21 protein-coding genes are annotated in these 21,909 nt (G+C 62.1%); 10 read left to right on the forward strand and 11 right to left on the reverse strand.

Annotation, left to right across the window (positions count from 1 at the left end; genetic code table 11):
• The first annotated feature begins 216 nt into the window (after positions 1-216).
• The 3 genes from KEC45_RS20940 to KEC45_RS20950 all read left to right on the forward strand — a co-directional run bounded on the left by KEC45_RS20940 (position 217) and on the right by KEC45_RS20950 (position 3,706).
• Positions 217-390: a helix-turn-helix domain-containing protein gene (locus KEC45_RS20940; RefSeq protein ID WP_062185672.1), complete on the forward strand. Its 174-nt coding sequence runs from the start codon at positions 217-219 to the stop codon at positions 388-390.
• Between the two features lie 495 nt (positions 391-885).
• Positions 886-2,661 carry a ParB/RepB/Spo0J family partition protein gene (locus KEC45_RS20945; protein ID WP_062185670.1) on the forward strand — a complete coding sequence of 592 codons (1,776 nt, stop codon included), beginning with the start codon at positions 886-888 and terminating at the stop codon, positions 2,659-2,661.
• A gap of 721 nt (positions 2,662-3,382) precedes the next feature.
• Complete coding sequence (locus tag KEC45_RS20950; protein ID WP_062185668.1) at positions 3,383-3,706, forward strand: DUF736 family protein; 324 nt, start codon at positions 3,383-3,385, stop codon at positions 3,704-3,706.
• Between the two features lie 58 nt (positions 3,707-3,764).
• Here KEC45_RS20950 and KEC45_RS20955 read toward each other — a convergent pair whose 3' ends face one another.
• On the reverse strand, positions 3,765-3,992 hold the full coding sequence (locus KEC45_RS20955) for an AlpA family transcriptional regulator (protein WP_062186950.1): 228 nt from the start codon (positions 3,990-3,992) through the stop codon (positions 3,765-3,767).
• A 545-nt stretch (positions 3,993-4,537) separates the two neighbouring features.
• Here KEC45_RS20955 and KEC45_RS20960 point away from each other — a divergent pair.
• From KEC45_RS20960 to KEC45_RS20980, 5 genes are all read left to right on the forward strand, one after another.
• A complete protein-coding gene (locus tag KEC45_RS20960) occupies positions 4,538-5,431 on the forward strand; it encodes an ArdC family protein (RefSeq protein WP_252171280.1) in 894 nt (297 codons plus the stop codon).
• Positions 5,428-5,682 carry a hypothetical protein gene (locus KEC45_RS20965; protein ID WP_062185663.1) on the forward strand — a complete coding sequence of 85 codons (255 nt, stop codon included), beginning with the start codon at positions 5,428-5,430 and terminating at the stop codon, positions 5,680-5,682. Before KEC45_RS20960 ends, KEC45_RS20965 begins: the two co-directional genes overlap by 4 nt.
• Before the next feature lie 58 nt (positions 5,683-5,740).
• Complete coding sequence (locus KEC45_RS20970; RefSeq protein WP_062185661.1) at positions 5,741-6,661, forward strand: nucleotidyltransferase and HEPN domain-containing protein; 921 nt, start codon at positions 5,741-5,743, stop codon at positions 6,659-6,661.
• 8 nt (positions 6,662-6,669) lie between these two features.
• Complete coding sequence (locus KEC45_RS20975) at positions 6,670-7,116, forward strand: MucR family transcriptional regulator (RefSeq protein ID WP_083436067.1); 447 nt, start codon at positions 6,670-6,672, stop codon at positions 7,114-7,116.
• Positions 7,117-7,198: 82 nt separating this feature from the next.
• Positions 7,199-7,756, forward strand: coding sequence for a lipocalin family protein (locus KEC45_RS20980; RefSeq protein WP_062185659.1), 558 nt, complete (start codon positions 7,199-7,201; stop codon positions 7,754-7,756).
• Here KEC45_RS20980 and KEC45_RS20985 read toward each other — a convergent pair.
• Together KEC45_RS20985 and KEC45_RS20990 are read right to left on the reverse strand one after the other, a co-directional pair.
• Positions 7,743-7,973 carry a conjugal transfer protein TraD gene (locus KEC45_RS20985; protein WP_062185658.1) on the reverse strand — a complete coding sequence of 77 codons (231 nt, stop codon included), beginning with the start codon at positions 7,971-7,973 and terminating at the stop codon, positions 7,743-7,745. The two genes, KEC45_RS20980 and KEC45_RS20985, sit on opposite strands and share 14 nt — an antisense overlap.
• A gap of 16 nt (positions 7,974-7,989) precedes the next feature.
• A complete protein-coding gene (locus KEC45_RS20990; RefSeq protein ID WP_152682490.1) occupies positions 7,990-8,313 on the reverse strand; it encodes a conjugal transfer protein TraD in 324 nt (107 codons plus the stop codon).
• A 173-nt stretch (positions 8,314-8,486) separates the two neighbouring features.
• Between KEC45_RS20990 and traA the strand changes: the two genes are divergently transcribed.
• Entirely contained in the window at positions 8,487-11,438 is a 2,952-nt protein-coding gene (gene traA / locus KEC45_RS20995) for a Ti-type conjugative transfer relaxase TraA (RefSeq protein ID WP_062185656.1), read from the forward strand.
• Positions 11,439-11,447: 9 nt separating this feature from the next.
• A complete protein-coding gene (locus KEC45_RS21000) occupies positions 11,448-11,909 on the forward strand; it encodes a hypothetical protein (RefSeq protein ID WP_062185654.1) in 462 nt (153 codons plus the stop codon).
• Positions 11,910-12,011: 102 nt separating this feature from the next.
• Here the strand turns inward: KEC45_RS21000 and KEC45_RS21005 are convergent, their stop codons facing one another.
• The 8 genes from KEC45_RS21005 to KEC45_RS21040 form a co-directional block, all read right to left on the reverse strand.
• On the reverse strand, positions 12,012-12,512 hold the full coding sequence (locus KEC45_RS21005) for a VOC family protein (RefSeq protein WP_062185652.1): 501 nt from the start codon (positions 12,510-12,512) through the stop codon (positions 12,012-12,014).
• Between the two features lie 113 nt (positions 12,513-12,625).
• Positions 12,626-13,333 carry a type 1 glutamine amidotransferase domain-containing protein gene (locus KEC45_RS21010; RefSeq protein ID WP_062185650.1) on the reverse strand — a complete coding sequence of 236 codons (708 nt, stop codon included), beginning with the start codon at positions 13,331-13,333 and terminating at the stop codon, positions 12,626-12,628.
• Positions 13,334-13,451: 118 nt separating this feature from the next.
• Positions 13,452-15,860, reverse strand: coding sequence for a TonB-dependent receptor (locus tag KEC45_RS21015; RefSeq protein WP_193749218.1), 2,409 nt, complete (start codon positions 15,858-15,860; stop codon positions 13,452-13,454).
• Positions 15,861-16,117: 257 nt separating this feature from the next.
• Positions 16,118-16,942 carry an enoyl-CoA hydratase/isomerase family protein gene (locus KEC45_RS21020; RefSeq protein WP_252171281.1) on the reverse strand — a complete coding sequence of 275 codons (825 nt, stop codon included), beginning with the start codon at positions 16,940-16,942 and terminating at the stop codon, positions 16,118-16,120.
• 102 nt (positions 16,943-17,044) lie between these two features.
• A complete protein-coding gene (locus KEC45_RS21025; protein ID WP_083435981.1) occupies positions 17,045-17,716 on the reverse strand; it encodes a histidine kinase dimerization/phosphoacceptor domain -containing protein in 672 nt (223 codons plus the stop codon).
• Between the two features lie 104 nt (positions 17,717-17,820).
• Entirely contained in the window at positions 17,821-18,492 is a 672-nt protein-coding gene (locus KEC45_RS21030; protein ID WP_152682489.1) for a response regulator transcription factor, read from the reverse strand.
• A gap of 26 nt (positions 18,493-18,518) precedes the next feature.
• Positions 18,519-18,893, reverse strand: coding sequence for a response regulator transcription factor (locus tag KEC45_RS21035; protein ID WP_062185642.1), 375 nt, complete (start codon positions 18,891-18,893; stop codon positions 18,519-18,521).
• 403 nt (positions 18,894-19,296) lie between these two features.
• Positions 19,297-21,681: a PAS domain-containing sensor histidine kinase gene (locus KEC45_RS21040; RefSeq protein ID WP_083435980.1), complete on the reverse strand. Its 2,385-nt coding sequence runs from the start codon at positions 21,679-21,681 to the stop codon at positions 19,297-19,299.
• Positions 21,682-21,909 lie beyond the last annotated feature (228 nt).

The raw sequence follows: 21,909 nt of genomic DNA on the forward strand, positions 1-21,909 counted from the left end.
TCGCGGCGGTAAAAATAAATCGGGGCGCCGGCTAGACGGGACGCTTCAGGAGATAGCGAAAACTGACCGAAAAGCGCCAAAATCGGTAGCGCACGGTTGCCGAAATCTCCCACCGCTCGCAGATTTGTTTGGTGTTCGCGTTACCGGACGACCCATGCACAATCATGTGCAACCTGAGCTGTCTCCCGCCAACAATCGTCACACACGGAGACCCTCATGGAACCCCTCGTCCTTTCGATCAACGAAACTGCCAAGGCGCTCGGCATTGGCCGGTCGTCTGTCTATGCTCTCATCAAATCGGGATCGCTCGATGCGATCAAGATCGGGACCCGAACTTTGCTGACCACGGAGTCGATCCGTCGCCTCGCTCAATCCGGACTCACCAGCTGACCTGCCGACACCGGTAGCGAAAGCGAATTTCGCCGCATCTTCGAAACATCACGGCGAACGCCGAGCTCTAAATGAGCGCGGCCTGGAATGAGCGCGCACTGGCGGCGGCAGGCTGCCGCCAGAGGTCGCGCGTTTGCACGGTGGGCCGCGCGGCGCTCTTGGCTCGCTGGTCTTGACGGGGCGGCCGCGAAGCACATCTGCGCGCGCACGCCGCCCCGCCTGCGGCTTCGCCAAGGGCGCATTTGTTATCCGGTGAGGACGCCGCGCTGACCGCACGGCGGCGTTGTCGTTGGGCCGGCCACGGACAACGGGTCGTTCGGCGCACGGCTATGGGATCGCTCGGCCGGTCCGCAAGCCGATGCTGCGCATCGGCTCCTACACTTCGTTACGGCCCTTCGGGTGCGCCCCGTCCTTTGGCGCGGTCCCGTCGCCTTTTCTCGCCGCCCGCCCCGCCGTCCGGGGCCGGGTGTGGTTGAAGAGAGAAGGAAGAAAGTCATGAAGCTGGATTTCATTGAACTGGGCAACCTGTCCATCGCTGCCGCCAACATGCGCGGGAAGGGGAAAGACCCCGACGTCGCAGACCTTATGCCGAGCATCCGCGCGCGGGGCGTGCTCGTTCCGCTGCTTGTCCGTCCGAACTGCTCGGAAGGCCATTACGAGATCGTGGCGGGGCGTCGGCGTTTTACCGCCGTTGGTGCCGTCGCGCGCGAGGGCGGGGCGGTGAAGCCTATCCCTTGCGCCATTCTCGACGAGGGTGATGATGCCGATGCGCTCGAAGCGTCGATGCTCGAAAATCTCGCGCGGGTGCAGCCCGACGAGGTCAGCCAGTGGGAAGCGTTCGTCGCGTTGGTCAAGGCGGGGCGGTCGGTCGAAGAGGTCGCGGACAGCTTCGGGTTCGAGCCGGGCGCGGTGAAGCGCATCCTTGCGCTTGGCAATCTGCTCCCGCGCATCCGCACCCTCTATCGCGGCGGCGAGATTGATGCGGGCACCGTCCGGCATCTGACCCTTGCATCGAAGAGCCAGCAGAAGTCATGGCTCGCGCTGTTCGACGATGAAGGCGCCTATTGTCCGACCGGCCATCAACTGAAAGCATGGCTGTTCGGCGGCACGGCTATCGCGGTCAAGCATGCCCTGTTCGATGCCGAGGAAGCAAAGCTTGCAGTCGTGTCTGACCTGTTCGGCGAGGACAGCTTCTTTGCCGACGCCGATGGCTTCTGGTCGGCGCAGACCGCCGCCATCGAGGCGCGCAAGGCGGAGTATCTCGAAGCCGGATGGTCAGATGTTTCCGTCATGGCGCGGGGCGACTGGTTCCGCTCGTGGGATTACACTCATGCGGGCAAGCGCAAGGGCGGCCGCATCTATGTCGAGGTTCGCGAGAGCGGCGAGGTGACTTTCCACGAGGGGTTTGTCACCACCAAAGAAGCGAAGCGGCTTTCGGGCGGAGGTGGGAGCGAGGACGGGGATGCCCTTACCGCCAAGCCCGTTCGTGCCGAAGTGTCGGGTCCGCTCAATGCCTATATCGACCTCCACCGCCATGCGGCGGTGCGCGCCGATCTGGCAGGGCATGGCGGCGTCGCGCTGCGGGCGATGCTCGCGCATGTCATCGCGGGGGCCGACCTCTGGCGCGTCGATGTCGAGGGCCAACGGGCGCCAAAGGAGGATATTGCCGAGAGCGTCGAGACGTCTTCCGCAGAAACTGCATTCGACCTCAAGCGCCGTGCTGTGCTCGCGGTGCTCGGGTTCGACGAGGACGCACCGACCGTCACGGGAAGGCCAATGAACCGTCCCCCTTTTGCCCCGCTGTTCGCGCGGCTGCTGGACCTTCCCGATCCGGTGGTGCTGGAGATTGTGGCGATCGTCATGGGGGAGACGTTGCAGGCAGGAAGCGAGGCGGTGGAGATGATCGGGCTCCATCTCGGCACGGACATGCGCCAGCACTGGTCGGCGGACGGGGCCTTCTTCGACCAGCTTCGCGACCGCGAAGTTCTGCTCGCCATCGTCGGCGAGGTTGCGGGACCGGAGGTCGCCGCAGCGAACGCCGGTGAGAAGGGCAAGGCGTTGAAGGCCATCGTCTCCGATTGCCTTGAAGGGTCAAACGGTCGGACGAAGGCTCAACCGTGGGTGCCGCAATGGATGGCGTTTCCGCCTTCGGCCTATACGACGCGGGGCGGGGTCGGCAGCGTCAAATCGGCGCGGCGAGTCGCGCACGAGCTTGCGGCTCCGGCAGCGTCCGAACCCGATGCAGAAGACGGACAGCCTTTGGCAGCATGAGAAGACGGCGGGCGGCTTTGGTCGCCCGCCTTATTTTTCTGCGGGCGCAAAATGACGCGCCGGCCTTGTTGGCCGGCGCGGCGCTCATGACTTGGGCGCGCCGCCGCCGCAAGCGGCGACGGCCCGCGGTTCAGCCAAAGAAAGAGGCGACGCGAAGTTGCCTTCGCGCCGCCCATACGAGGATGCTGCATCCTTCGCCCCTCCATCCTGACTTGCCGGGGTCGCTAATCGCCAAGCCCGGACGGAAGTTGGCGAGCCCGATAATATCGTTTCTGACCCAGGGATTGTACGAAAACGCCAAATCGCATGCCTTGGACATGGTTTTCTTGCCGCGCGGTATAAGCCGATAGGAAGACGGACTGCCACTCGGGCGCGGCCGCTCTGATCGTAGCCACAGTTCGCGGTTAGATCGCATTTCTCACTCAAGTTTCGTTTGATCGTTCACGCGGATAGCGCGGGCACGCTCCACCTGTTCTGCAGAACCATCCCGGCGACGGGCGATGTGACCTGAACCGGCGCGGCGTCCCGCGAAAGCGCGGCGGCGCGATTATTTCCCCGCGTGCTGCGCACGCTCCTCGCGGCCGCTTCGCTTCAAATAATCGCGCCGCCGCACTCCTCCGCTTCGCTTCGGCCCTTCGGGTTCCCGGCACGCCTTACGCGCCGGTTCCTGGTCCGCCCCATGCCGCAGGGATGGTCCCGCGGTACTTCAAGGAGACGACCAATGGCAGCTATCGGCTTTGTGAACGGCACCATCGAAACGGGTTTCGTGGGCCAACTCAAGACCCTCTCGATCCGCGCAGCGATCGAAATCCGGACCAACCGCTCGAAGAGCGGCGACGTCCAGCCCGACTACCGGGTCTGGTCCGAAGGCGTCGAGATCGGTGCCGGCTGGATCCGCGTCGGACAAGTTTCGGGCGAACCCTATGTTTCGCTGAGCCTCGCGGCGCCCGAGTTCGGACCGCGCCGCCTCTATGCGAACCTCGGCCGCGCGGCCGGGCAGGACGGCGAGGACGGTTACGCGCTGATCTGGAACCCCGCCGACTGAGGCAGGCTTCCACCCCGCGCCGAAAATATGCGGCGCGGGGCTTTGCCATGCTTGGCCTTCAGGCAGCGTTGCGATAGCGCTCGAGGTCGGCGAGCGTGAACGAGACGGGATCACGGAGCCAGAGCTCGACTTCGCCCGCGCGCCAGCCGCAGCAGCGCTCGGCGAGCTTATGCTGCGGCGGAAAGGTCCCGGCGGAGATCTTGCGATAGAGGGTGGCGCGGCTGAGCCCGGTGAGATCGAGGACTTCGGTAAGCCGCATGAGACGGAGGGGAGATTGATATGCCATGCGATTATTCTCCATATGTCGGGGGATCATATTGCGACGGGAGATCATAGAAGGGGATCGGGGCTTCGTTCGTCAACGCCGCAGAAACCCGCCCTTTTTGTTATCGCAAGATGGCGTAGAGCCGTGGGCATCCATGGGCGTCCGTGGAGGTTCGCGGGCTGTATTGGCGTAGCTCGAACTTTTTTTCTCACAGCGTCTCGCGGATGACGCCGCCCGAAGGGAAATGAGGCCGTCGGCGACGGCCGCGCTCAAAATGTCGCGCCGTAACCGGCGCGGGGATGATCTGATTCGCGTGGGACGAGGGCGCCGCTGGCGCGCATTCGGTCGCCGCGTTGCGGCGGCGTAGATGTCCCGGCGCTGCGGGGACGGAGGTGGGCGTCACTCGCCTTAGCCCCGCCCGGTCGGGCCGCAACCCTGCGGGTCCTCCTCTTCGTTCCGGTCCTTCGGATGCAGCCCGCCCGATGATGCGGGTCTGCCGGCTCCTTCCTGCCGCCCACCTCCGCCCCCTTCCGGGCCGGGGTGCGGTGGCTGGAAGGAGCAAGGATATGCGCAAGGAAAGAATCGAACGGGCGAGCCTCTATTCGGAGGTCACCAACCGGATCATCGTGGAGCTCGAAGAAGGGCGGCTGCCATGGGTGCAGCCTTGGGACAGCGCGGCATGTGGATGCACCATGCCGCAAAATGCCGGAACCGCGCGGCGCTATACCGGCATTAATGTCCTGATCCTGTGGGCCGAGGTTGTCGCCAAGGGCTATGCGTCGCAGCGCTGGCTAACTTACCGGCAGGCCGAAGCCGCAGGCGGCAATGTCCGGCGCGGCGAGAAGGGCACGGTCATCTGCTATGCCGATCGCTTCACGCCCAAGGCGGAAGCCGAAGCCGCGCGCGGCGACGAACGCGAGGCGCGGCAGGTGGCGTTCCTCAAGCGCTTCGTCGTGTTCAATGTTGATCAATGTGAGGGACTGCCCGAGGCCTATATCACGCCGATGGTCAGTCCCGATCAGGTGATTGCCGTCGGCGCGGCCGATGCGCTGATCGCCGCGACCGGCGCGCGCTTCCAGATTGGCGGCGGTGACGCCTTTTACAGCCCGAGCCATGATTTTGTGGCTGTGCCGCCGCAGGCAGCGTTTCATGAGCCGATCAACTGGTATCGGACGGCGCTGCATGAGCTTGGTCATTGGACCGGTCACGGCAGCCGTCTGGACCGCGACCAGAAGGGCGGGTTCGGATCGGACAGCTACGCGAAGGAGGAACTTGTCGCCGAGATGGCGTCGGCGTTCACCTGTGCGTCGCTCGGCATCGCGCCGACCGTTCGTCATTCCGATTATATCGCGTCGTGGCTGTCGGTATTGCGCGGCGACGAAAAGGCGATCTTCCGCGCCGCCAGTCAGGCGAGCAAGGCTAGCGATTATCTGCTTGCCTTCGCAGGAGCGGGACAATGAGGCGCCGCGATCTTTCGACCGTCACCATCGAGGACGCCGAACGCCGCATGGTGATCGCGCTCGGCAAGATGACCGCGCGTCAGGGGGATATCTTCCTGTCGATCCGCTTCGATGAAACGCCTTACGAGGAGCTGGCGTCGCGCCACGGTATCACCGTTGATGAGGTCACCCACGACTTCGCCTGCGCGCTTGGCATGTGGTCGCGCTGCCTCCATGCGCGCTTCCCGCATCTGGTTTGGCCATGGCTTTGATCGGCGGCGGGCCGGATGGCGCTTGCCATCCGGCCCGCCGCCTTACAGGGTGAAAAGGATGCGAACAGGTCTCGATCATCTCCCGCAATCCAAGCAGCGCGAGCTTGCCGATGTCGTGCGCATCCTGTTCGAGGAATTCGAAATCGCGCATGCGCGCGGCAACTCGGACTGGAACCGCAAGGGCCGCATTTTCAAGATCGTTATCTACGGCAGCTATGCGCGCGGCGACTGGGTCGATGATCCCGTCGGCGGCTACCAGTCGGACTATGACATCCTCGTCGTCGTGAACAACGAACGGCTGACCGAGTTCGAACATTGGTCGGCGGCCGAAGACCGCCTCATGCGCGAGGTCACGATCAACCACACGCTGACCGCGCCGGTCAGCTTCATCGTTCACTCTCTGAAAGATGTGAACGCGCAGCTTGAGCGCGGGCGTCCCTTCTTTGTCGATATCGTCGAGCAGGGCATCGCGCTCTACGAGGCCGAGGGATATGAGTTTGCACAACCGCGCAATCTGCCTGCCGACGAAGCGCTGGTTGAAGCAGAAAAGCACTTTGAAGAATGGTTCGGTACTGCGTCGGGATTTCGCGACACGGCAGCCTACGCTCTATCGAAGGCCCGAAACAAGGAAGCGGCGTTTCTATTCCATCAGGCCACGGAGCGCTTCTATCATTGCGCGCTCCTCGTGCTGTCTCTCTACAGTCCCAAATCGCACCGGCTTAATTTCCTTCGGTCGCAATGCGAGCAGATTGCGCCTGAATTGGTTGAAGCATGGCCGCGCGACGACAAGTTCAGTCGCCGTTGCTTCGAGCTTTTGCGGCTCGCCTATGTCAACGCACGCTACTCGCCGCACTACAAGATCAGCGCCGAGGAATTGGCTTGGATCGGTGAGCGCGTCGCCGTGCTCGAAGGCCTCGTCGGAAAAATTTGCCGCGATCATATCGCGGCGCTCGGCAGCGCGAACCGCGCCGCCGAATAGAGAAGGATATCGATTTGGAAGATCATGAAACGCTAGTCACGCTGACCGCTGATATTGTCGCAGCCCACGTCAGCAACAACAGCGTGGCGATTTCCGACATTCCGTTGGTCATCCGGTCGGTGCACGAAGCGCTCGCTGGTCTTTCCGCGAACGCCGAGCCGGAACCCGAACCGCAGCAGCCCGCCGTGTCAGTTCGTTCGTCGGTGAAGCCGGATTACATCGTCTGTCTTGAAGACGGCAAGAAGCTCACCATGATGCGCCGCTATCTGATGACGAAGTTCGGCATGACGCCCGATGACTATCGCGCGAAGTGGAACCTGCCGAAGGATTATCCGATGGTCGCGCCCAATTATGCCGAGAAGCGCCGCGAACTTGCCAAGCAGATCGGCCTTGGCACCAAGGGCCGCGGCAGCGGCCGCAAGCCTGCCCCGCGCGGACGCGCAAAAGCGAAATAGTCCTCCGTAGTCGCGCCGTCGGCGTGGCAACGAACCTCGGTTTCGCGCGTAAGACCGTGGACCAATTTTCCACGGAGTATCCATGAAGAAGCCCGTTCTTGCCGCCGGTGCGGCGGCAGCCGTCGCCGCGCCGTTCGCCTACCTCCTCTGGAAATATTATCCGCGCCCCGGACCGGTCGGGAACTACTCGGTCCCCGACCCCGCGAAGGCGGTCGACCTCCACCGATATATGGGTCGCTGGTACGAGCAATATCGTTACGACGCATCGTTCGAGGAGGGCCTGGAAGCCGTAACGGCGGATTATTCGCTGAACCGCGACGGCACTGTTTGCGTCGTCAACCAGGGTCGCAAGCGTGGCCCCAATGGCAAGCTGCGCAAATCCGTCGGTAAGGCCAGGATCGAGGACAAGGCGACGAACGCCAAGTTGAAGGTGTCCTTCTTCCGTCCCTTCTACGGCAACTACTGGGTGCTCGACCATGGCGACAATTATGAATGGTCGATCGTCGGCGAGCCGTCGGGGCGCTATCTTTGGGTTCTCACGCGCAACGCCAAGCCTGGCGCGGCGCTTCTGAACGAGCTCGAAGCGCGCGTTCGCGCGCTTGGCTATAATTGGTCGATGATTCACTTCACCCGGCACTGATTGCATTGTCCAACGGAGCGGCCGCGAACGCGCGCCGCCCCCGGCGGCGCCAGAGTAGCATGTGCTGTTCGCGCGCTTCGCCGCGCAGCGTCGCGGCGGCAGCGACGAGCAGTCCGAGAATGACGGCGCGATCGTCGCCGGTGAGCTCGATCAGATCCGCCTTGGCGATCAGGCCGCCAAGCTCGATCAGCTGGCGGGTGCGTTCGCGTCGTTTCACCTGCCACTCGCGCGTGTCATGCCGTGCCCGCTTCGCCTGCAGGCGGTTGCGGGCCTGCACCGCTCGCCGATGCGCTGCCCGCGTTCCGGCCAGGGCCTTTGCGAGCGCGGGCGCCGTCTCCGCGAAAGAAGGCCGCGCCGCTCTTGCGCCACGCCTCCTTCTGCGCCGCGTCGGTGCCCACGGCATCGAGCAGCGCACCTGCCAACTGCTCGATAGACAGGGCGTCGGCACCCGTTGCTATGACCAACTCGCCGAACTGGCCCTGCTTCCTCGTCTTGAGCGCCTTCGCCTTGTCGGTCAGTGCCTGGAGTTCGGCATCAAAATCGCGGGGTTTACGCATCGTTTGTCCTTCCATGTTCATGGGATCGGACGAACCAGCTATGCCGAGTCTCACGGCCCCGCAAGGTCCTGGAATTCCGTGAGATGACCTGATCCCGAGCGCGATGAAATCGTGTGAGGGCGCGCTTATACGTCGTGCCGACGTGCTCGTTTTGCCCTAAATGAATAGCCCTCATGGCGATCTATCATTTCTCGGCAAAAGTGATTTCCCGCGCCGGCGGCAGCAGCGCGGTCGCCGCCGCCGCCTATCGCTCGGCCGACCGGCTGCACGATGAGCGGCTCGGTCGCAGCCATGACTTCTCGAACAAGGCGGGTGTCGTCCACAGCGAGGTGCTGCTGCCCGAGGGCGCTGACGAGCAGTGGCGCGATAGGGAACGGCTCTGGAACGATGTCGAGGCGGCCGAGCTTCGCAGGGACGCGCAGCTTTCCCGCGAGATCGAGTTTGCGATTCCCAGAGAGATGACCCAAGAACAGGGCATCGCGCTCGCCCGTGATTTCGTGCAAGCCGAGTTCGTCGATCGCGGGATGGTCGCCGATCTAAATGTGCATTGGGACATCGGCGCCGACGTGCTCGCCAAGCCGCACGCCCATGTCATGCTGACGATGCGCGAGATCAAGATCGGTGAGGATGGAAGCGCCGAGTTCGGCGCCAAGGTGCGCGACTGGAACCGCACCGAGCTTTTGACGCATTGGCGCGAAGCCTGGGCAGAGCATGTCAACGAGCGGCTTGCCGCGATCGACATTGATGCGCGCGTCGATCATCGGACCTTGGAAGCGCAGGGCATCGACCTCGAGCCACAGCACAAGATAGGCCCGGCGGCCTCGCGCATGGCGGCCGAAGGGCTGGAGGCTGATCGGCTCGCCGAGCATATCGAGATCGCGCGCACAAATGGTGAGAAGATCATCGCCAATCCCGGCATCGCGTTCGACGCGATCACGCATCGCCAGGCAACGTTCACCAACCGCGATCTTGCGATGTTCGTGCACCGCCACAGCGACGGCAAGGAGCAGTTCGACGCCGTCATGTCGGCAGTCAAATCGTCGCCCGATCTCATCGCGCTTGGCAGGGATGGACGCGGCGACGATCGGTTCACGTCCAAATCAATGATCGAGACCGAGCAGCGGCTCAAGCACGCCACCGCCACGCTCGACGCGCGTCGTAATCACGCTGTCGCCGACCGTCACCGCGAACGGGCGCTGGCCGGCGCGTCAGCGCGCGGCCTTGACCTTTCCGCCGAGCAACGCGGCGCGCTCGAGCATGTCACCAGCGCGCGCGGAGTCAGCAATGTCATCGGCTATGCTGGGACCGGCAAGAGCGCGATGCTCGGCGTTGCCCGCGAGGCATGGGAAGCGGCTGGCTATCAGGTACAGGGTGCCGCGCTGTCGGGCATTGCGGCGGAGGGTCTCGAGCATGGCTCCGGTATCGCATCGCGCACGCTCGCGAGCCTTGAACATCAATGGGCCAATGATCGGGAGCGTCTAACCGACAAGCATGTCCTCGTCATCGACGAGGCGGGGATGGTGGGGACGCGCCAGCTCGAACGCGTCGTGTCCGAAGCGGAGCGTCAGGGCGCCAAGGTCGTCCTGGTCGGCGATCCGCAGCAGCTTCAGGCGATCGAAGCGGGTGCCGCGTTCCGCGCTGCAGCCGAACGTCACGGCGCTGTCGAGATCATGGACATCCGCCGCCAGCAGGAGGACTGGCAGCGCGAAGCAACGCGTGAGCTTGCGAACGGGCGCACGGGCCAGGCGATCGGTCGCTATGCGGAGGCTGGATTTGTGCATACGGCCGAAACCCGCGAGGCGGCGCGCGCCGGGCTGGTCGATGCCTGGGATCGTGATCGCCGGCACTATCCGGATGCTAGCCGGATCATCCTGACCCACACCAATGACGAGGTGCGGGCGCTCAATGAGGAAGTGCGCGACCGGCTGAAGGCGAACGGCGCGCTCGGGGCCGAGGTTGCTATCACCGTCGAACGCGGCGAGCGGATGTTCGCCGAGAACGACCGCGTCATGTTCCTCAGGAACGAGCGGAGCATCGGCGTGAAGAATGGCTCGCTCGGCACGGTGCAGAATGTCGACCGCATGCGCATGGCGGTGATGCTCGACGACGGACGTAGCATCGCCTTCGACCTGAAGGACTATGCCCATGTCGATCATGGTTATGCCGCGACGATCCACAAGGCGCAGGGCATGACCGTCGACCGCGTGCAGGTGCTCGCGACGCCGGGGGTAGACAGCCACTCGACTTACGTCGCGCTGTCCAGGCATCGCGAGCAGGTCGATCTATATTACGGCCGCGACGATTTTGCGACCCGGAACAGGCTCGTGCGCGCTGCCTCGCGCGAGCGCGGCAAGGACATGGCGAGCGACTATCGGGCACCGACACCCGCGAAGTCGACCGAGCCCAAGCGCGGCATGTTCCACGGGCTGAAACTTTCCATCGCGCGCGAGACGCCCGCCGCGGTGACAACCGAACGGCGGCGCCCAGTCAAGCTTGCGGAGGTCCGCGTGAGCGCCCGGTTGCTCGATGCCGAGCCGTCGCGTTCGCCGCTCGACAAGGCCGTTGAGCGATTCGCGGGCATCACGAAGCAGATCGTCGATGTCCGGCGCGCTGGCGGGAAGGAACTGCCGCACGAACTCGATGCCTATCGCACGGCCCGGCGGGAACTCGATGCGCTGCGTCCCGGCGCCGCGAACGATCTGCGTGAGGCTTTCGGAAAGAGCTACCAGCTGACGAAGGACGCGGCGGAGGGTCGGACTGATGGCGCGATGGCGGCGATGGATCGCCAGGACGCGGCACGCGCTGCCGAGCGAGCAGCGGCCGAACGCACTACGCGCGATCGCGTCAGGCTTGCCGCCGATACCGAGAAGCAGGCCGATCTGTTCGTTGCGACCTGGAAGAAGGAGAGCGCGCGCGTGAAGGACGCCCCGACCTATGCGGCGCGCGACGCGGCGCGTGCCAATCTGAGCGACATGGCGAAGAGCCTTCACCGCGACCCGCAGCTCGAGTCGCTGCTTCAGAACCGGCGTGCGCAGCTCGGGCTGGACGTTATGAGCACGAAAACACTGTCTCAGGATCTCCAGCTAAGTCTAGGCCGTGGACGCGGCATGGGCATAGGGATGTAGGCTGCATCCATGACCCAGAAACCAGCTCGCACAGCCCGGCAGCCCGCCGATGCCGCCACCGCCTTCGAGGATCTGCGCCGCGAGATATCGCTTCAGCGCACCGCGATCGAAGGCCTGACCTCGGCCAAGGACAAGCTCCCCGATTACTCGCCAACGCTGCGCGACATGGAAACGCGGCTCGGCCAGTTGGAAAAGCACGTAGAAAGCATCAACGAACACCCGGCGATGCTGCTCACGCCGCTGACGATTGCTACGGAAATGCACGAAGGATTGATCACCTACCGAGCTGATGACCGCAAGATCCTCGTGGAGGCGTGCGACGCGCTGGCGCGCTCGCTCGGCCGGGTCGAGGGCATGATCAAGCAGAAGCGCTCGAACGACCAACAGAACTGGTGGGTGACATGGGCGGGCACGGGCGGATTGATGTTTGGTGCGTTCTTGACGCTCATCGGCGTGGCGGTTTGGACCTAAAATGACAGTACCGTGTCTCGGCGGCAATGCGCCTCATGCCCGCCGCTCAGCTCTCGGAAACATGCACCCAAAAGCTGTCATTCGCTAAGAGCATGAAATACTTCAGGTGGCCGTCAGCCAGTCGACAAGCGGCTTCGTAAACCTCGTGTCTCCCCCTTGCAAGTCAGCCGATAGCCGCGCCGTGACTTCCTGAAATACCCAGCGATTGCCATCAGGATCGTTGAAGGAAGCGTAGCTTGCATAGCTTTTGCGCTCGGGATTGGGGCCGCGGGCGAGCTTGTCCGCATCGATATGATGGAAAACGCCGCCCTCGTCATGAAAAAGTTCGCCGACGCCGATTCCGTCCGCAATCAATCGGTCGCGGACCGCGACGAGATCCGAAACGATTAGGTGCAGCCCCTGCACCGAACCCGGCTCGGCCGTTGTAATTCCCTTGCCAAAGATGATCGAGCATCCCGATCCGGGCGGGGTGAACTGAACGATGCGGTAATCTTCGTCTGAAGAATAGTCGATGTCGAGACTCCATCCCATGCGGGTATAGAATTGCTTCGCACGATCGACATCCGAAACAGGAATCACGACGACTTCGAGCTTCATTTCCATGAGGAAAACTCCGGGGCTTCAGGCCCGAGACTTGGCGGAGCCATGTCTCAAGCTCGTGAGGGGTGACCCGCGGCACTGCGACACCGCATGCTGCAGGGGGGGAAGGATCGGACTCAGGCAGCGCTCTGCTTCTCTGCCGGCTTCGGTGCCGCCAGCAACGCTAGAAGCGCTTCGGCTCCCGCAGTCGATGAAGCGGGATTCTGCCCGGTGATCAGAAGACCGTCGGTAATTGCGAAGCTCCCCCAGTTTGGAACTTTCTCGAAGAGACCGCCAAGCCGCTTGAGCTCGTCCTCGACAAGGAAGGGCACGACGTCGGTGAGCTGCACTTCCTCCTCTTCGGCATTTGTGAAGCCGGTGACGCGCTTTCCCTTCACGATGGGGTCGCCCTTGTATGTCGCTCGGTGAAGAACCGCAGGCGCATGACAGACCGCCGCAACCGGTTTTCCGCTGTTGTAAAATGCCTCGATGAGCGCGATCGAGTCGGGGTTGTCGACAAGGTCCCACATAGGGCCGTGGCCACCGGGATAGAAAATTGCGTCGAAATCTTCCGCGCGCATATCCGAGAGCTTTTGCGTGGTGGCGAAAACCTTCTGCGCCTTGAGATCCTGCTTGAAGCGTGCCATTGCTTCGGTCTGATTTTCGGGGAGGTCGCTTTTCGGATCGACCGGAGGCTGGCCGCCCTTGGGCGAGGCCAGCGTGAGTTCAACGCCGGCGTCGCGGAATACGTAATAAGGCGCCGCGCCCTCCTCGAGCCAGAATCCCGTCTTACGGCCCGTGTTGCCCAAAATGTCGTGCGAGGTGAACACCATCAGAATTTTCATGTCGTGCCTCCTTCGGCTTCAGTGCATGGCGTCAATCTGTCACGTCGCGGGGCACCAGGAAATCGGACGATAGTATCGGAATAGCGCTAAGGCTCCGCAGTCAGGTGGGCGGCTTTGCTCACCGGCCGAAAGGTCGAACGGTGAACCGCAACCAGAACTCGCGCCCGCGCTCAAAGCCGCAGACTGTCTCTCCCGATCCAGCAGGCCCTTTGATGGGCGCCCCTGTGACAATGCCGGGGAAAACACCGCCGCCGCCTGGGTAGTTGATATTGAGACAGCCGCCGGTGGTGAGACGATCGGTCAGGTTGTTACCGATAAGCGCAAGCTCCCATCGATCGTCTCGCGCTTTGAGTCTGATATCGGCGCCGATCTTGGCGAATGCGCTTTGAAAGCCATTATCGCGGTTGCCGAGATCAACGACGTAGCGCGATGAATATTGGAGCCGCGCGCCCATTCCCAGTTCGAGGTTGCCGCCGACGGGTCGCACAAAATCGGCGCGAACGGTGGCCTGCCAACGCGGTGCGCGGTGGAGGGGCGTGCCTGACAAATCCTGCCCATTGTAACGGACGGGCGTGCCCAGCACAGGGTCTATGCTGAAGTAGCCGGCCGCAAGTTCGGCCGGATCAATTACGGGGGTCGGCAGCAGGTTGCAGCCCTGGCTAACCGTCTGACCGGGCTTACAGTCTGCGTTGGTGAAGCGCGTAAAGATGCCCCGGTTCCAGTTCAGCGCGCTGGTGAAACTTAGGCCGGGAACGCCGCGCGGGCGATAGCGCAGCGTGAGGTCGATGCCATAGACTTTCGCCGCGCCTGCATTGACGGTCGCGAGCCCGGGTACGCCGGCGTCGGTGATCCGGATAATGCCTGCTTGCAACCCATCATATCGGTAATAGTAGCCGGCAATATCAAAATAGAGTTGCCGGGCGCCGGCATAACCCTTGATGCCGACTTCACCTCCGCGTGCCCGTTCGTCACCAAATGAATTGTCGTCACCCGGGTTGAGCGCCTGATTGATGTTGTAGGAACCCGATTTATATCCCTGCTTGAACGCACCGAAGAATGTCAGTTCGGGGTTCGGATACCAGCTGATCGTCAGCTCGGGCGACCAGTTGCGCGAGTGCAGGCGGGGAAGCTGCGGCCTGATCGGTTCGCCTTCAACGCCAGTCACGACACCAAGAACGTCATAGGTGACCGGAGCGTCACTACGCTTCTCGTCTGTCCAGCGCATGCCGCCCGCAATCTCGACCTCGGGTGCCGGGCGGAACCGGGCTTGCGCGAACAGCGCGAGCGAGCGAATGTCGACATCGTGCGAGCCTTGCAGCGCAACGCGTGGGAGACCATAACGAGCGTTGCCGAAGAATCCGATATCGTTCGTGATATTGGCGTCCTGAAAAAAGACGCCCCCGGAAAAATCAATATCACCCCCAAGATCGGTGACGAGACGCAGCTCCTGGGTCGCTTCGCGCCGCCGAAATTCTTTCGTGATCGCAAGCGGCGCCATCGCCCCTCCTGCCCACGAGCCATTCTGAAGCGCATCGACCCTGATCCGGTAATAGCCGGTCAGCGAGGTCAGCATGAATCGCGGCGAGAGAGCCCAGTTCATTTCCAGCGTGCCGAAGTGCTGGTCGGTTTCGGTGAAGTTTACGCCTTCATTGGGCACGCGGAAGGCATTCGGATCGACATCGACGATATTGAGGTTGCGATCGGCCCTGCAATCCTCGTTCGCGCTATATTGCGACGGCAGGTCGATGCCTATCGAAGGCAGATAGTTGATTGTCCCGTCTGGGCAACGGACGAGCTGCTCCTGCAAGCCGCCGAGGCGACGGTCGTGGGTGGTGTTCAGCTTGAGCCGCGCGGTGAAATCGGGGCTCGGGTCAAATAGAGCGGTCAGGCGCAGATAAAGTGCGTGGCTCTTGCCAAAGCGATTGTCGGGCTGCATCGCGCCACTTTCGGGGATCGCGGTAGCGGTGTTGCGGAAATAGCCATCGCTCGAGGCGTATTGTGAAGAAAGCCGCAGTCCCAAAGTCTCGGTGACCGGCCCCGAGAGAATGAGGCGCGCCTGCCATTCGCGCGCCTCGGCTTCGTACGCCGCGCTTCCGACGATCTCGGTGCGATCGCCTGGATCGGCCGTTCGGATGGCTATGACGCCGCCCGGGCTGTTCTTACCGAAGAAGAGGGGCTGGGGACCCTTGAGAATTTCGACCCGTTCCATGTCGAAAATACCGATCGAATAGGCGGCGCCCTGTCCCAGTGCCAGTCCGTCGAGATTGAGCGCGACCGATTGGTCGACCCCGGGATCGAGTGGGCTCGAGCCGATGCCGCGGAGCGATACTTCGGTACCCACCTCCAGCGGTGCTGCGCCAAGTACCAGTCCCGGCGTGAAGGCGGCGATGTCATAAAGGTCGGTGGCTTGGCTGCTGCTCAGTTCGTCCGCCGGCAGCACTGCGGCTACGACAGGTACCCGCAGGGCGGCCTCCTCACGCTTGCGGGCAGTGACGATGATTTCGTCCGGATCGACAATTTGGGCCACCGCCGGGAGCGCTTGTCCAAACATTCCGGTCGCGAGCATGGCGCCGCAAATTGCGGTACGCATCGAAAACGGGGGGTTACCCGATACAGGCCGCATGTTTCTCCCGCCCACCCTGAAATGGCCTCAGCGTGCGATCCTTATGCCTGCCGCGCGGTGCCGGCGCTATTGATACGAAGGTATTGCCTCTAGCTCCATCGCTGCGTGGCCGGCCGCTGTGGGCCGCATTCCTTGCAAGTGCCTTTACGCATCGCTTCGCTTCAATGGGCCGGGTCGGCCACGTGACGCCCGAGTTCGAACTCGATCTCGGAGCGCATCTGAAGCCCGCGATCAAGAAGTCGGGCCATGCGCGCGCGCGTTTCGGGCCGCGCGGTCGATATGAAGAACTGGTCGAGCGCTGGCGGAAACAGCGCATCGTCCGGCAAGGTTACCTGATCGACGAGCCCTTTGGTCTGCGCGATCGCATATTTCTCGAAACCGGCAATCCGGCGAGCGAAACGATCCACAAAATCGTCGAGCTCGTCGTCGGGCAGCGCGCGATTGACGTACCCGTAACGCTCGGCGAGATCGCCGGTAAAATCGTCGGCGCCCAGCACGATCTCAAGTGCTCTTCCTCGGCCGGCCAATCCACCGAGCCGCGCCATCGGGTTGGCGCCCGGAACCGCCCCGACACCGACCTCGAACTGGCCAAGGATGGCCTTTTCAGCGCTGGCAAAACGGAGGTCGCACGCGAGTGCAAATTCGCTCCCCGCACCGCGCGCGCGTCCGCGCAAGGAAGCAATCGAGACGACCGGCGCACGGGCGAGGCGCGCGAGAACGTCGAGCCAGGGGTGCATGCCCGTGGGGCCCTTGGGCATTGCCGCCGTTCTCGCCTTGTCGACGAGCACGTCATAATGCGCGAGGAAGAAATCCGGGTCCTCGCTGGCGAAGACGATCACCTTGATCGTGGGGTCGGCCTCGAGGCGTCCGACGATGTTCGACAATTCCTCGATCGTGTCGAGATCGACAAGATTGATGGGCGGGTTCGAGATCGCCGCGCGCCAATAGCCGGGTGTAATTTCATCGATACGGATTTGCTGGGCCATGTCCTAGTCTCGCTCCATGATCGGGCAACGGCGCCCGCCATATAGATTGTGGAGGCGGCGCCTCCGGCGAAACTGGACGAACGTATCGCCTATACGTTCGTATCACTGCTCCGCGTCGCGAGTGGCCGACCGCGCAATCCGCAATTCCTCGGCGCAAGGGATTTGCACCCGGGCATGGCTTCCTCCGGGCGTGAACATCCATTCTACGCTACCCTCGAGATCGGCGATCAGCGCGCGAACCAATTTCTGCCCGCGGCCCGGCACCCTGCAAGTCGCGGCGACACCGTCTTCACAAACCATGGCATCGATGTGATCGCCGCACTCACGGATGCGAACGAGGATCATGCCGCTGCGGCCCTTCAGCCCGTGACGCGCGGCGTTCCGGACCAGTTCAGCAATGATCAGGCCGATGCGCCAGCATCTCTCCGACGCCAGGAAAATGTCGTCGGCCTTGAGAACAAGGCCCACCCCTCTTTCGTTGAGCGAGGCCTTCGCGAAACTTTGGCAGATGTGGCGCAGATATTCTGCGAGATTGGCCCTGCCGTGCGCGAAAGGTGGCAGCAGCGCGCGGTGCGAAGCAGCATGATCGCGCAGGCGTTCGGCGACGCACGTGAGACTTTTCCGGCTGCTCTCATCCTCAGCGCGGGCCGCGGCGAACGACAGCATCGAAATGGCTTCGGAATATTCGTTGATCACCCGGTGATTGATCTCTTCGACGAGATGCAGCGAGCAGGGTGGGGCGGCTGCGTCAGAAGTCAGGCTATGAGCCAACATATCGCGGTCCTCCTTTGGTCGGAGGCGATTGGACTGGATGGTGAGGCCGACCGCAATTGAACCTAGGTGTGGCGTATACCAAAGTGTCGCGTCGGGTGTTGCGCTCAGTGAAGCGATGCGGCTGCGAGACCCAGACGCTCGCTCATCTTGACAAGCGCAGCGAAGGATTTTGCCTGCATCTTCTCCATCACTCGCCCGCGGTGGGCCTTCACCGTAATCTCACTGATTCCCAGTTCCCAGCCAACCTGCTTGTTGAGAAGGCCGGATACGACCAGCGCGAGAACCTGTCGCTCGCGAGGGCTGAGTGTGTCATATCTAGCCTGCAAAGCTGTCAGGCCGGCGCTTTCCTCAAGGGCGACCTGACTTTGAGCGAGAGCTCGCTCGACCGCTGGCAAAAGCGCCTCCTCGCCGAGCGGCTTGGTGAGAAATTCCGTAGCGCCCGCTTTCATGGCCCGCACGGTGGTGGGAATGTCGCCACATCCGGTAATGAAAATTATGGGCATTTGGGACTGACCATCGGCAATCTGCTCCTGAAGATCGAGTCCGTTGAGATCGGGTAATCCGATGTCAAGGATGAGGCACGAAGGCGTGGAAGGAAACCCCCGGGCAAGGAATGCCGCCGCGGTCTCAAAGCTTTCAACGGCCCAGCCCGCTGACTTCAGCAGTGCCTCGAGCCCCTCGCGGGTCGACACATCATCGTCCACAACGATCACCGTCGGCGCCATGTCCTGCATCGGATTCCATCCAGATCTGGTCGCAGTGCTGTAAACTAACATCGCGGTCTTCCTCTTACATCAGAAAATCAAGACTCCCGCCCCAAAGCTGAACGGATGGCCCCTACGATCGCGCTCTCGCTGAACGGCTTCACGAGGCAGGCAACCGCGCCGCTGTTCAACAGGTCGGACCACGCGCCATCGTCCGAGTGCGCCGTGATAAACACGATCGGAACCGCTCTTTTTTGCCGGATCAACTCCTGCTGAAGCTGTGGCCCCGTCATGCCGGGCATCGCCACATCGAGGACCAAGCATCCCAGCAAGTCGATCTCGGCATCCCTCAGAAATGCGTTGGCCGAAGCGAACGCCTGCACTCGAAAGCCGAAGGATCTGAGTAGATCGGGTAAGGATTCTCTAACGGATTCATCATCGTCCACGAGCGCGATTATCTTTTCGTCGGACATGAACGTTCCTTGTTATTGCCCCGCATACTCGCCCATCCACCGGCGGCTTCCGTCACCGAGCCGGTAAGCATCTGAATGCGATACGCCCGCATGGCGCTCTCCATTTGCGCCTCTTGCTTCCCGTCCCGCAGGGTGCGCCAATCTCGGCCGCGCGTCTATTGATACTTTGGTGTCAGTGAAGAGGAAAATGTATGTTTTACATGGTCGTAGGCGACATCCAAGATCCCGCTCGTCTTTCAGGGAGCGCAAACGCCGGAGATCCGGCCAACCCTCCATCATGTGGGGGAAGTGCCCCCGTCGCCTTGTTTCTGGACATTGTGGGCGCCGCGATGTTCCTCGCTGCAGGGGAGGCGTCGCTCGTCCCAGGCACGAACATCCCCGCTGAAGGCCGCACGACCAGTTGCTAGCCTTGCAATCGGGGACGTTGTCCTTCCGATCCGCTGTCGGTCCCGGTTTCGACCAACGTCGAGGGGGCATCATCAGGACGCGCGCAAGGAACCGAAAAACAAAAACTAGCACCAGGGCCCTCATTTAAGTCGACCCATAGCTTCCCACCGTGACGCTCGAGAATGGACTTGCTGACGGAGAGACCGATCCCCATGCCATGCGGCTTTGTCGTGTAAAAGGATGCGAAGACGCGGGATCGATCTTCTGCAGCAATGCCGCACCCCGTGTCGCGAACTGCGAGCTGTGCGTTACCGCGATCAGAGTTTACGGTCTCGATGACAATTTGACGCTGAAGGTTGTCGGCGACGTCGATTGCGTCTGCTGCATTCAGGATCAGGTTCAGGATAACCTGCTGCAACTGGATTCGGTCGCCAAGCACCTCTGGCAAACTTCTGTCCAAATTGATCCTGAGTGCGATCCTGCGTCGCTGCAAATCGTGATGGCAGATGGCTACTACCTCCTCGGTCGCGTCGTTGAGATTAAATGGTTCGGCCGTAAAGTCCTTTCTCGCGAACAGGCCTCGCAGTCGTTTCAATACCTCGGCGGCCCTGTTGCCGTCGCGGATCGTGCGATTTGCCGTATTCGCGGCGCCCTCGACGTCCGGCGGGTCAGCTGCGAGCAAACGCAGACAGGCGCTCGCATTGGTTATGATCCCGGACAAGGGCTGATTGACCTCATGTGCAATCGAGGCCGCCAGTTCACCAAGGCTCGATACGCGGGTGATGTGCGCAAGCTCGGATCGCAGGCTCTCGACCGAATTCTCGGCAAGCCGCCGGCGGGTCACATCTTGGGCGACCCCGTAACATTCGCGGCGTCCATCCTCATGCGTTACAACGCGATAAGATGTGCTGAGAAATTTGATCCGGCCGTCGGGCATCAGCAGCCGCTCTTCATTTTCCGGATACCCCTCGCCTCGGAACACCCGCGCAATTTTCTCGTCGACCATTGGGAGGTCATCGGGATGACAGTAAGAACGGAGATCGGGACGGACCAGCCCAAAATCGCTGGGAAATTCATATATCTGACGCATCTGTTCCGAGAAAATTACTTCGTCGGCATCAACGTCCCAGACGAACGAGCCGGTTTGGCTGATTCGTTCCGAGGTCGTGAGAAGATATTCGCTACGTCGTAGCTCTTCCTCCACGAGCTTCCTTTCGGTGATGTCCTGGATAGATCCGACGACCACGGGACTGTCGGGATTATCCGGAATGAAATGGGCAATCGCATGAAGATGCTTAATGGCCCCGCTTGGTGTCACGATCCTGAAAACTTCGTCAAACTCGCTGTTATTCGCCATCGAGCGCGCGAAACCGGCGTTGAAAACTCCCAGATCATCGGGATGTATTCGGTCGCGAAACGCGATAAATGTTGGCGGCTCGTCTCTCGGATGATCAAGAATGTTATAGAGTTCATCCGACCAGCGGTGGATATCCGCCTTTACATCAGTCGTAAAACTCCCGGTGCGGCTGAGGCGTTGAGCCTGGCTGAGGTGATCATGCGCTTCTCGCAGTTTGTGCTCGCGCAGCGCGAGATCCTGTTCCGCGCGCTTGCGATCTTCGATGTCGGTTTTGACGCCGTACCATTGCACGACGTTGCCTTGCTCATCATGCAATGGACTGCTTTGGAAGTGGAACCACCGGAAGATTCCGTCGTGACGCATCAGGCGCGCTTCGATCTGGCCGCTTCGGCCGGAGGATCGGCATGCCTCCCACGTCGCCAAGACAGCTTCGAAATCATCCGGATGAACATGGTCGATCCACTGCCATTCGATGAGGTCCGCAGGGGATCGACCAACATAGTCGAGATAATGTTGATTAAAAAACTCGGCCGCTCCGTCGGGTCGCGCCGACCATACGAGAACCGGGATCGTGTCGATGATGAGCCGCAGATTCTTGGCTCTGTCTGCCAGCGCGGCTTCGGCTTCCCGGCGGTCGTGGATGTCGGTCAATAGGACTTGCCACCCCACGAGCCGTCCGCCCTCGTCATGAAGTGGCAGTCCGCGGTTGCTGAGCCAGCGATATTCGCCGTCGAAACGACGCATCCTTTGTTCGATATCATAGGGTTTGCCGGCCACTATGGCTGCGCCGAATGCCGCCGTCAGATGGGGCAGGTCGTCAGGATGGATGATTCCATTGGAATCCCAGTTTGCCAGCTCCTCTTGCGTTCGGCCGAAATACTCCCTCAATTCCCGATTGAGATGGAGAACGCTGCCGTCTGGTGCCAAGACACCAGCCAAGCCGGGCATATGATCGATCAATGCACTTGGCGTCAGCCCGCTAGGGAGCGGATGTTCTTCGTCTTGCGGGTGGTTCAGTAGGCCTTGCTGCGATTTGTCGCTCATGATTGCTCCCTCGACAGGCGCACACAAGTTTCTACTCCGCGCACCGCCGTGCGCCTAGCGCTTCGTCGACGACCGATACTTTCGTATAAGCCCCGAAAGCTCGAGCTCTGCAATCCGGCGAGGTGAGTTCAGCGGATCGTCGCCTTTAGAATGTTGGCCATCGGTGCAGCAGATGATGCCGATCCCAACGGCAATAGTCGCGTCGGCAAGGCGAACTGCGGGCTTTTG

Origin of the sequence: Sphingopyxis sp. USTB-05, from assembly GCF_023822045.1 — a bacterium.
Lineage (GTDB): Bacteria > Pseudomonadota > Alphaproteobacteria > Sphingomonadales > Sphingomonadaceae > Sphingopyxis.

What these genes read in the sequence shown, in the direction of transcription:
- KEC45_RS20990 (WP_152682490.1), bottom strand. Translation starts at nt 8,313, where the DNA reads ATGCGTAAACCCCGCGATTTTGATGCCGAACTCCAGGCACTGACCGAC.
- KEC45_RS21010 (WP_062185650.1), bottom strand. Translation starts at nt 13,333, where the DNA reads ATGAAAATTCTGATGGTGTTCACCTCGCACGACATTTTGGGCAACACG.
- KEC45_RS21025 (WP_083435981.1), bottom strand. Translation starts at nt 17,716, where the DNA reads ATGTTGGCTCATAGCCTGACTTCTGACGCAGCCGCCCCACCCTGCTCG.
- traA (WP_062185656.1), top strand. Translation starts at nt 8,487, where the DNA reads ATGGCGATCTATCATTTCTCGGCAAAAGTGATTTCCCGCGCCGGCGGC.
- KEC45_RS21000 (WP_062185654.1), top strand. Translation starts at nt 11,448, where the DNA reads ATGACCCAGAAACCAGCTCGCACAGCCCGGCAGCCCGCCGATGCCGCC.
- KEC45_RS20955 (WP_062186950.1), bottom strand. Translation starts at nt 3,992, where the DNA reads ATGGCATATCAATCTCCCCTCCGTCTCATGCGGCTTACCGAAGTCCTC.
- KEC45_RS20970 (WP_062185661.1), top strand. Translation starts at nt 5,741, where the DNA reads ATGCGAACAGGTCTCGATCATCTCCCGCAATCCAAGCAGCGCGAGCTT.
- KEC45_RS20945 (WP_062185670.1), top strand. Translation starts at nt 886, where the DNA reads ATGAAGCTGGATTTCATTGAACTGGGCAACCTGTCCATCGCTGCCGCC.
- KEC45_RS20965 (WP_062185663.1), top strand. Translation starts at nt 5,428, where the DNA reads ATGAGGCGCCGCGATCTTTCGACCGTCACCATCGAGGACGCCGAACGC.
- KEC45_RS20940 (WP_062185672.1), top strand. Translation starts at nt 217, where the DNA reads ATGGAACCCCTCGTCCTTTCGATCAACGAAACTGCCAAGGCGCTCGGC.
- KEC45_RS21035 (WP_062185642.1), bottom strand. Translation starts at nt 18,893, where the DNA reads ATGTCCGACGAAAAGATAATCGCGCTCGTGGACGATGATGAATCCGTT.
- KEC45_RS21020 (WP_252171281.1), bottom strand. Translation starts at nt 16,942, where the DNA reads ATGGCCCAGCAAATCCGTATCGATGAAATTACACCCGGCTATTGGCGC.
- KEC45_RS21005 (WP_062185652.1), bottom strand. Translation starts at nt 12,512, where the DNA reads ATGGAAATGAAGCTCGAAGTCGTCGTGATTCCTGTTTCGGATGTCGAT.
- KEC45_RS21040 (WP_083435980.1), bottom strand. Translation starts at nt 21,681, where the DNA reads ATGAGCGACAAATCGCAGCAAGGCCTACTGAACCACCCGCAAGACGAA.
- KEC45_RS20950 (WP_062185668.1), top strand. Translation starts at nt 3,383, where the DNA reads ATGGCAGCTATCGGCTTTGTGAACGGCACCATCGAAACGGGTTTCGTG.
- KEC45_RS21030 (WP_152682489.1), bottom strand. Translation starts at nt 18,492, where the DNA reads ATGTTAGTTTACAGCACTGCGACCAGATCTGGATGGAATCCGATGCAG.
- KEC45_RS20960 (WP_252171280.1), top strand. Translation starts at nt 4,538, where the DNA reads ATGCGCAAGGAAAGAATCGAACGGGCGAGCCTCTATTCGGAGGTCACC.
- KEC45_RS20980 (WP_062185659.1), top strand. Translation starts at nt 7,199, where the DNA reads ATGAAGAAGCCCGTTCTTGCCGCCGGTGCGGCGGCAGCCGTCGCCGCG.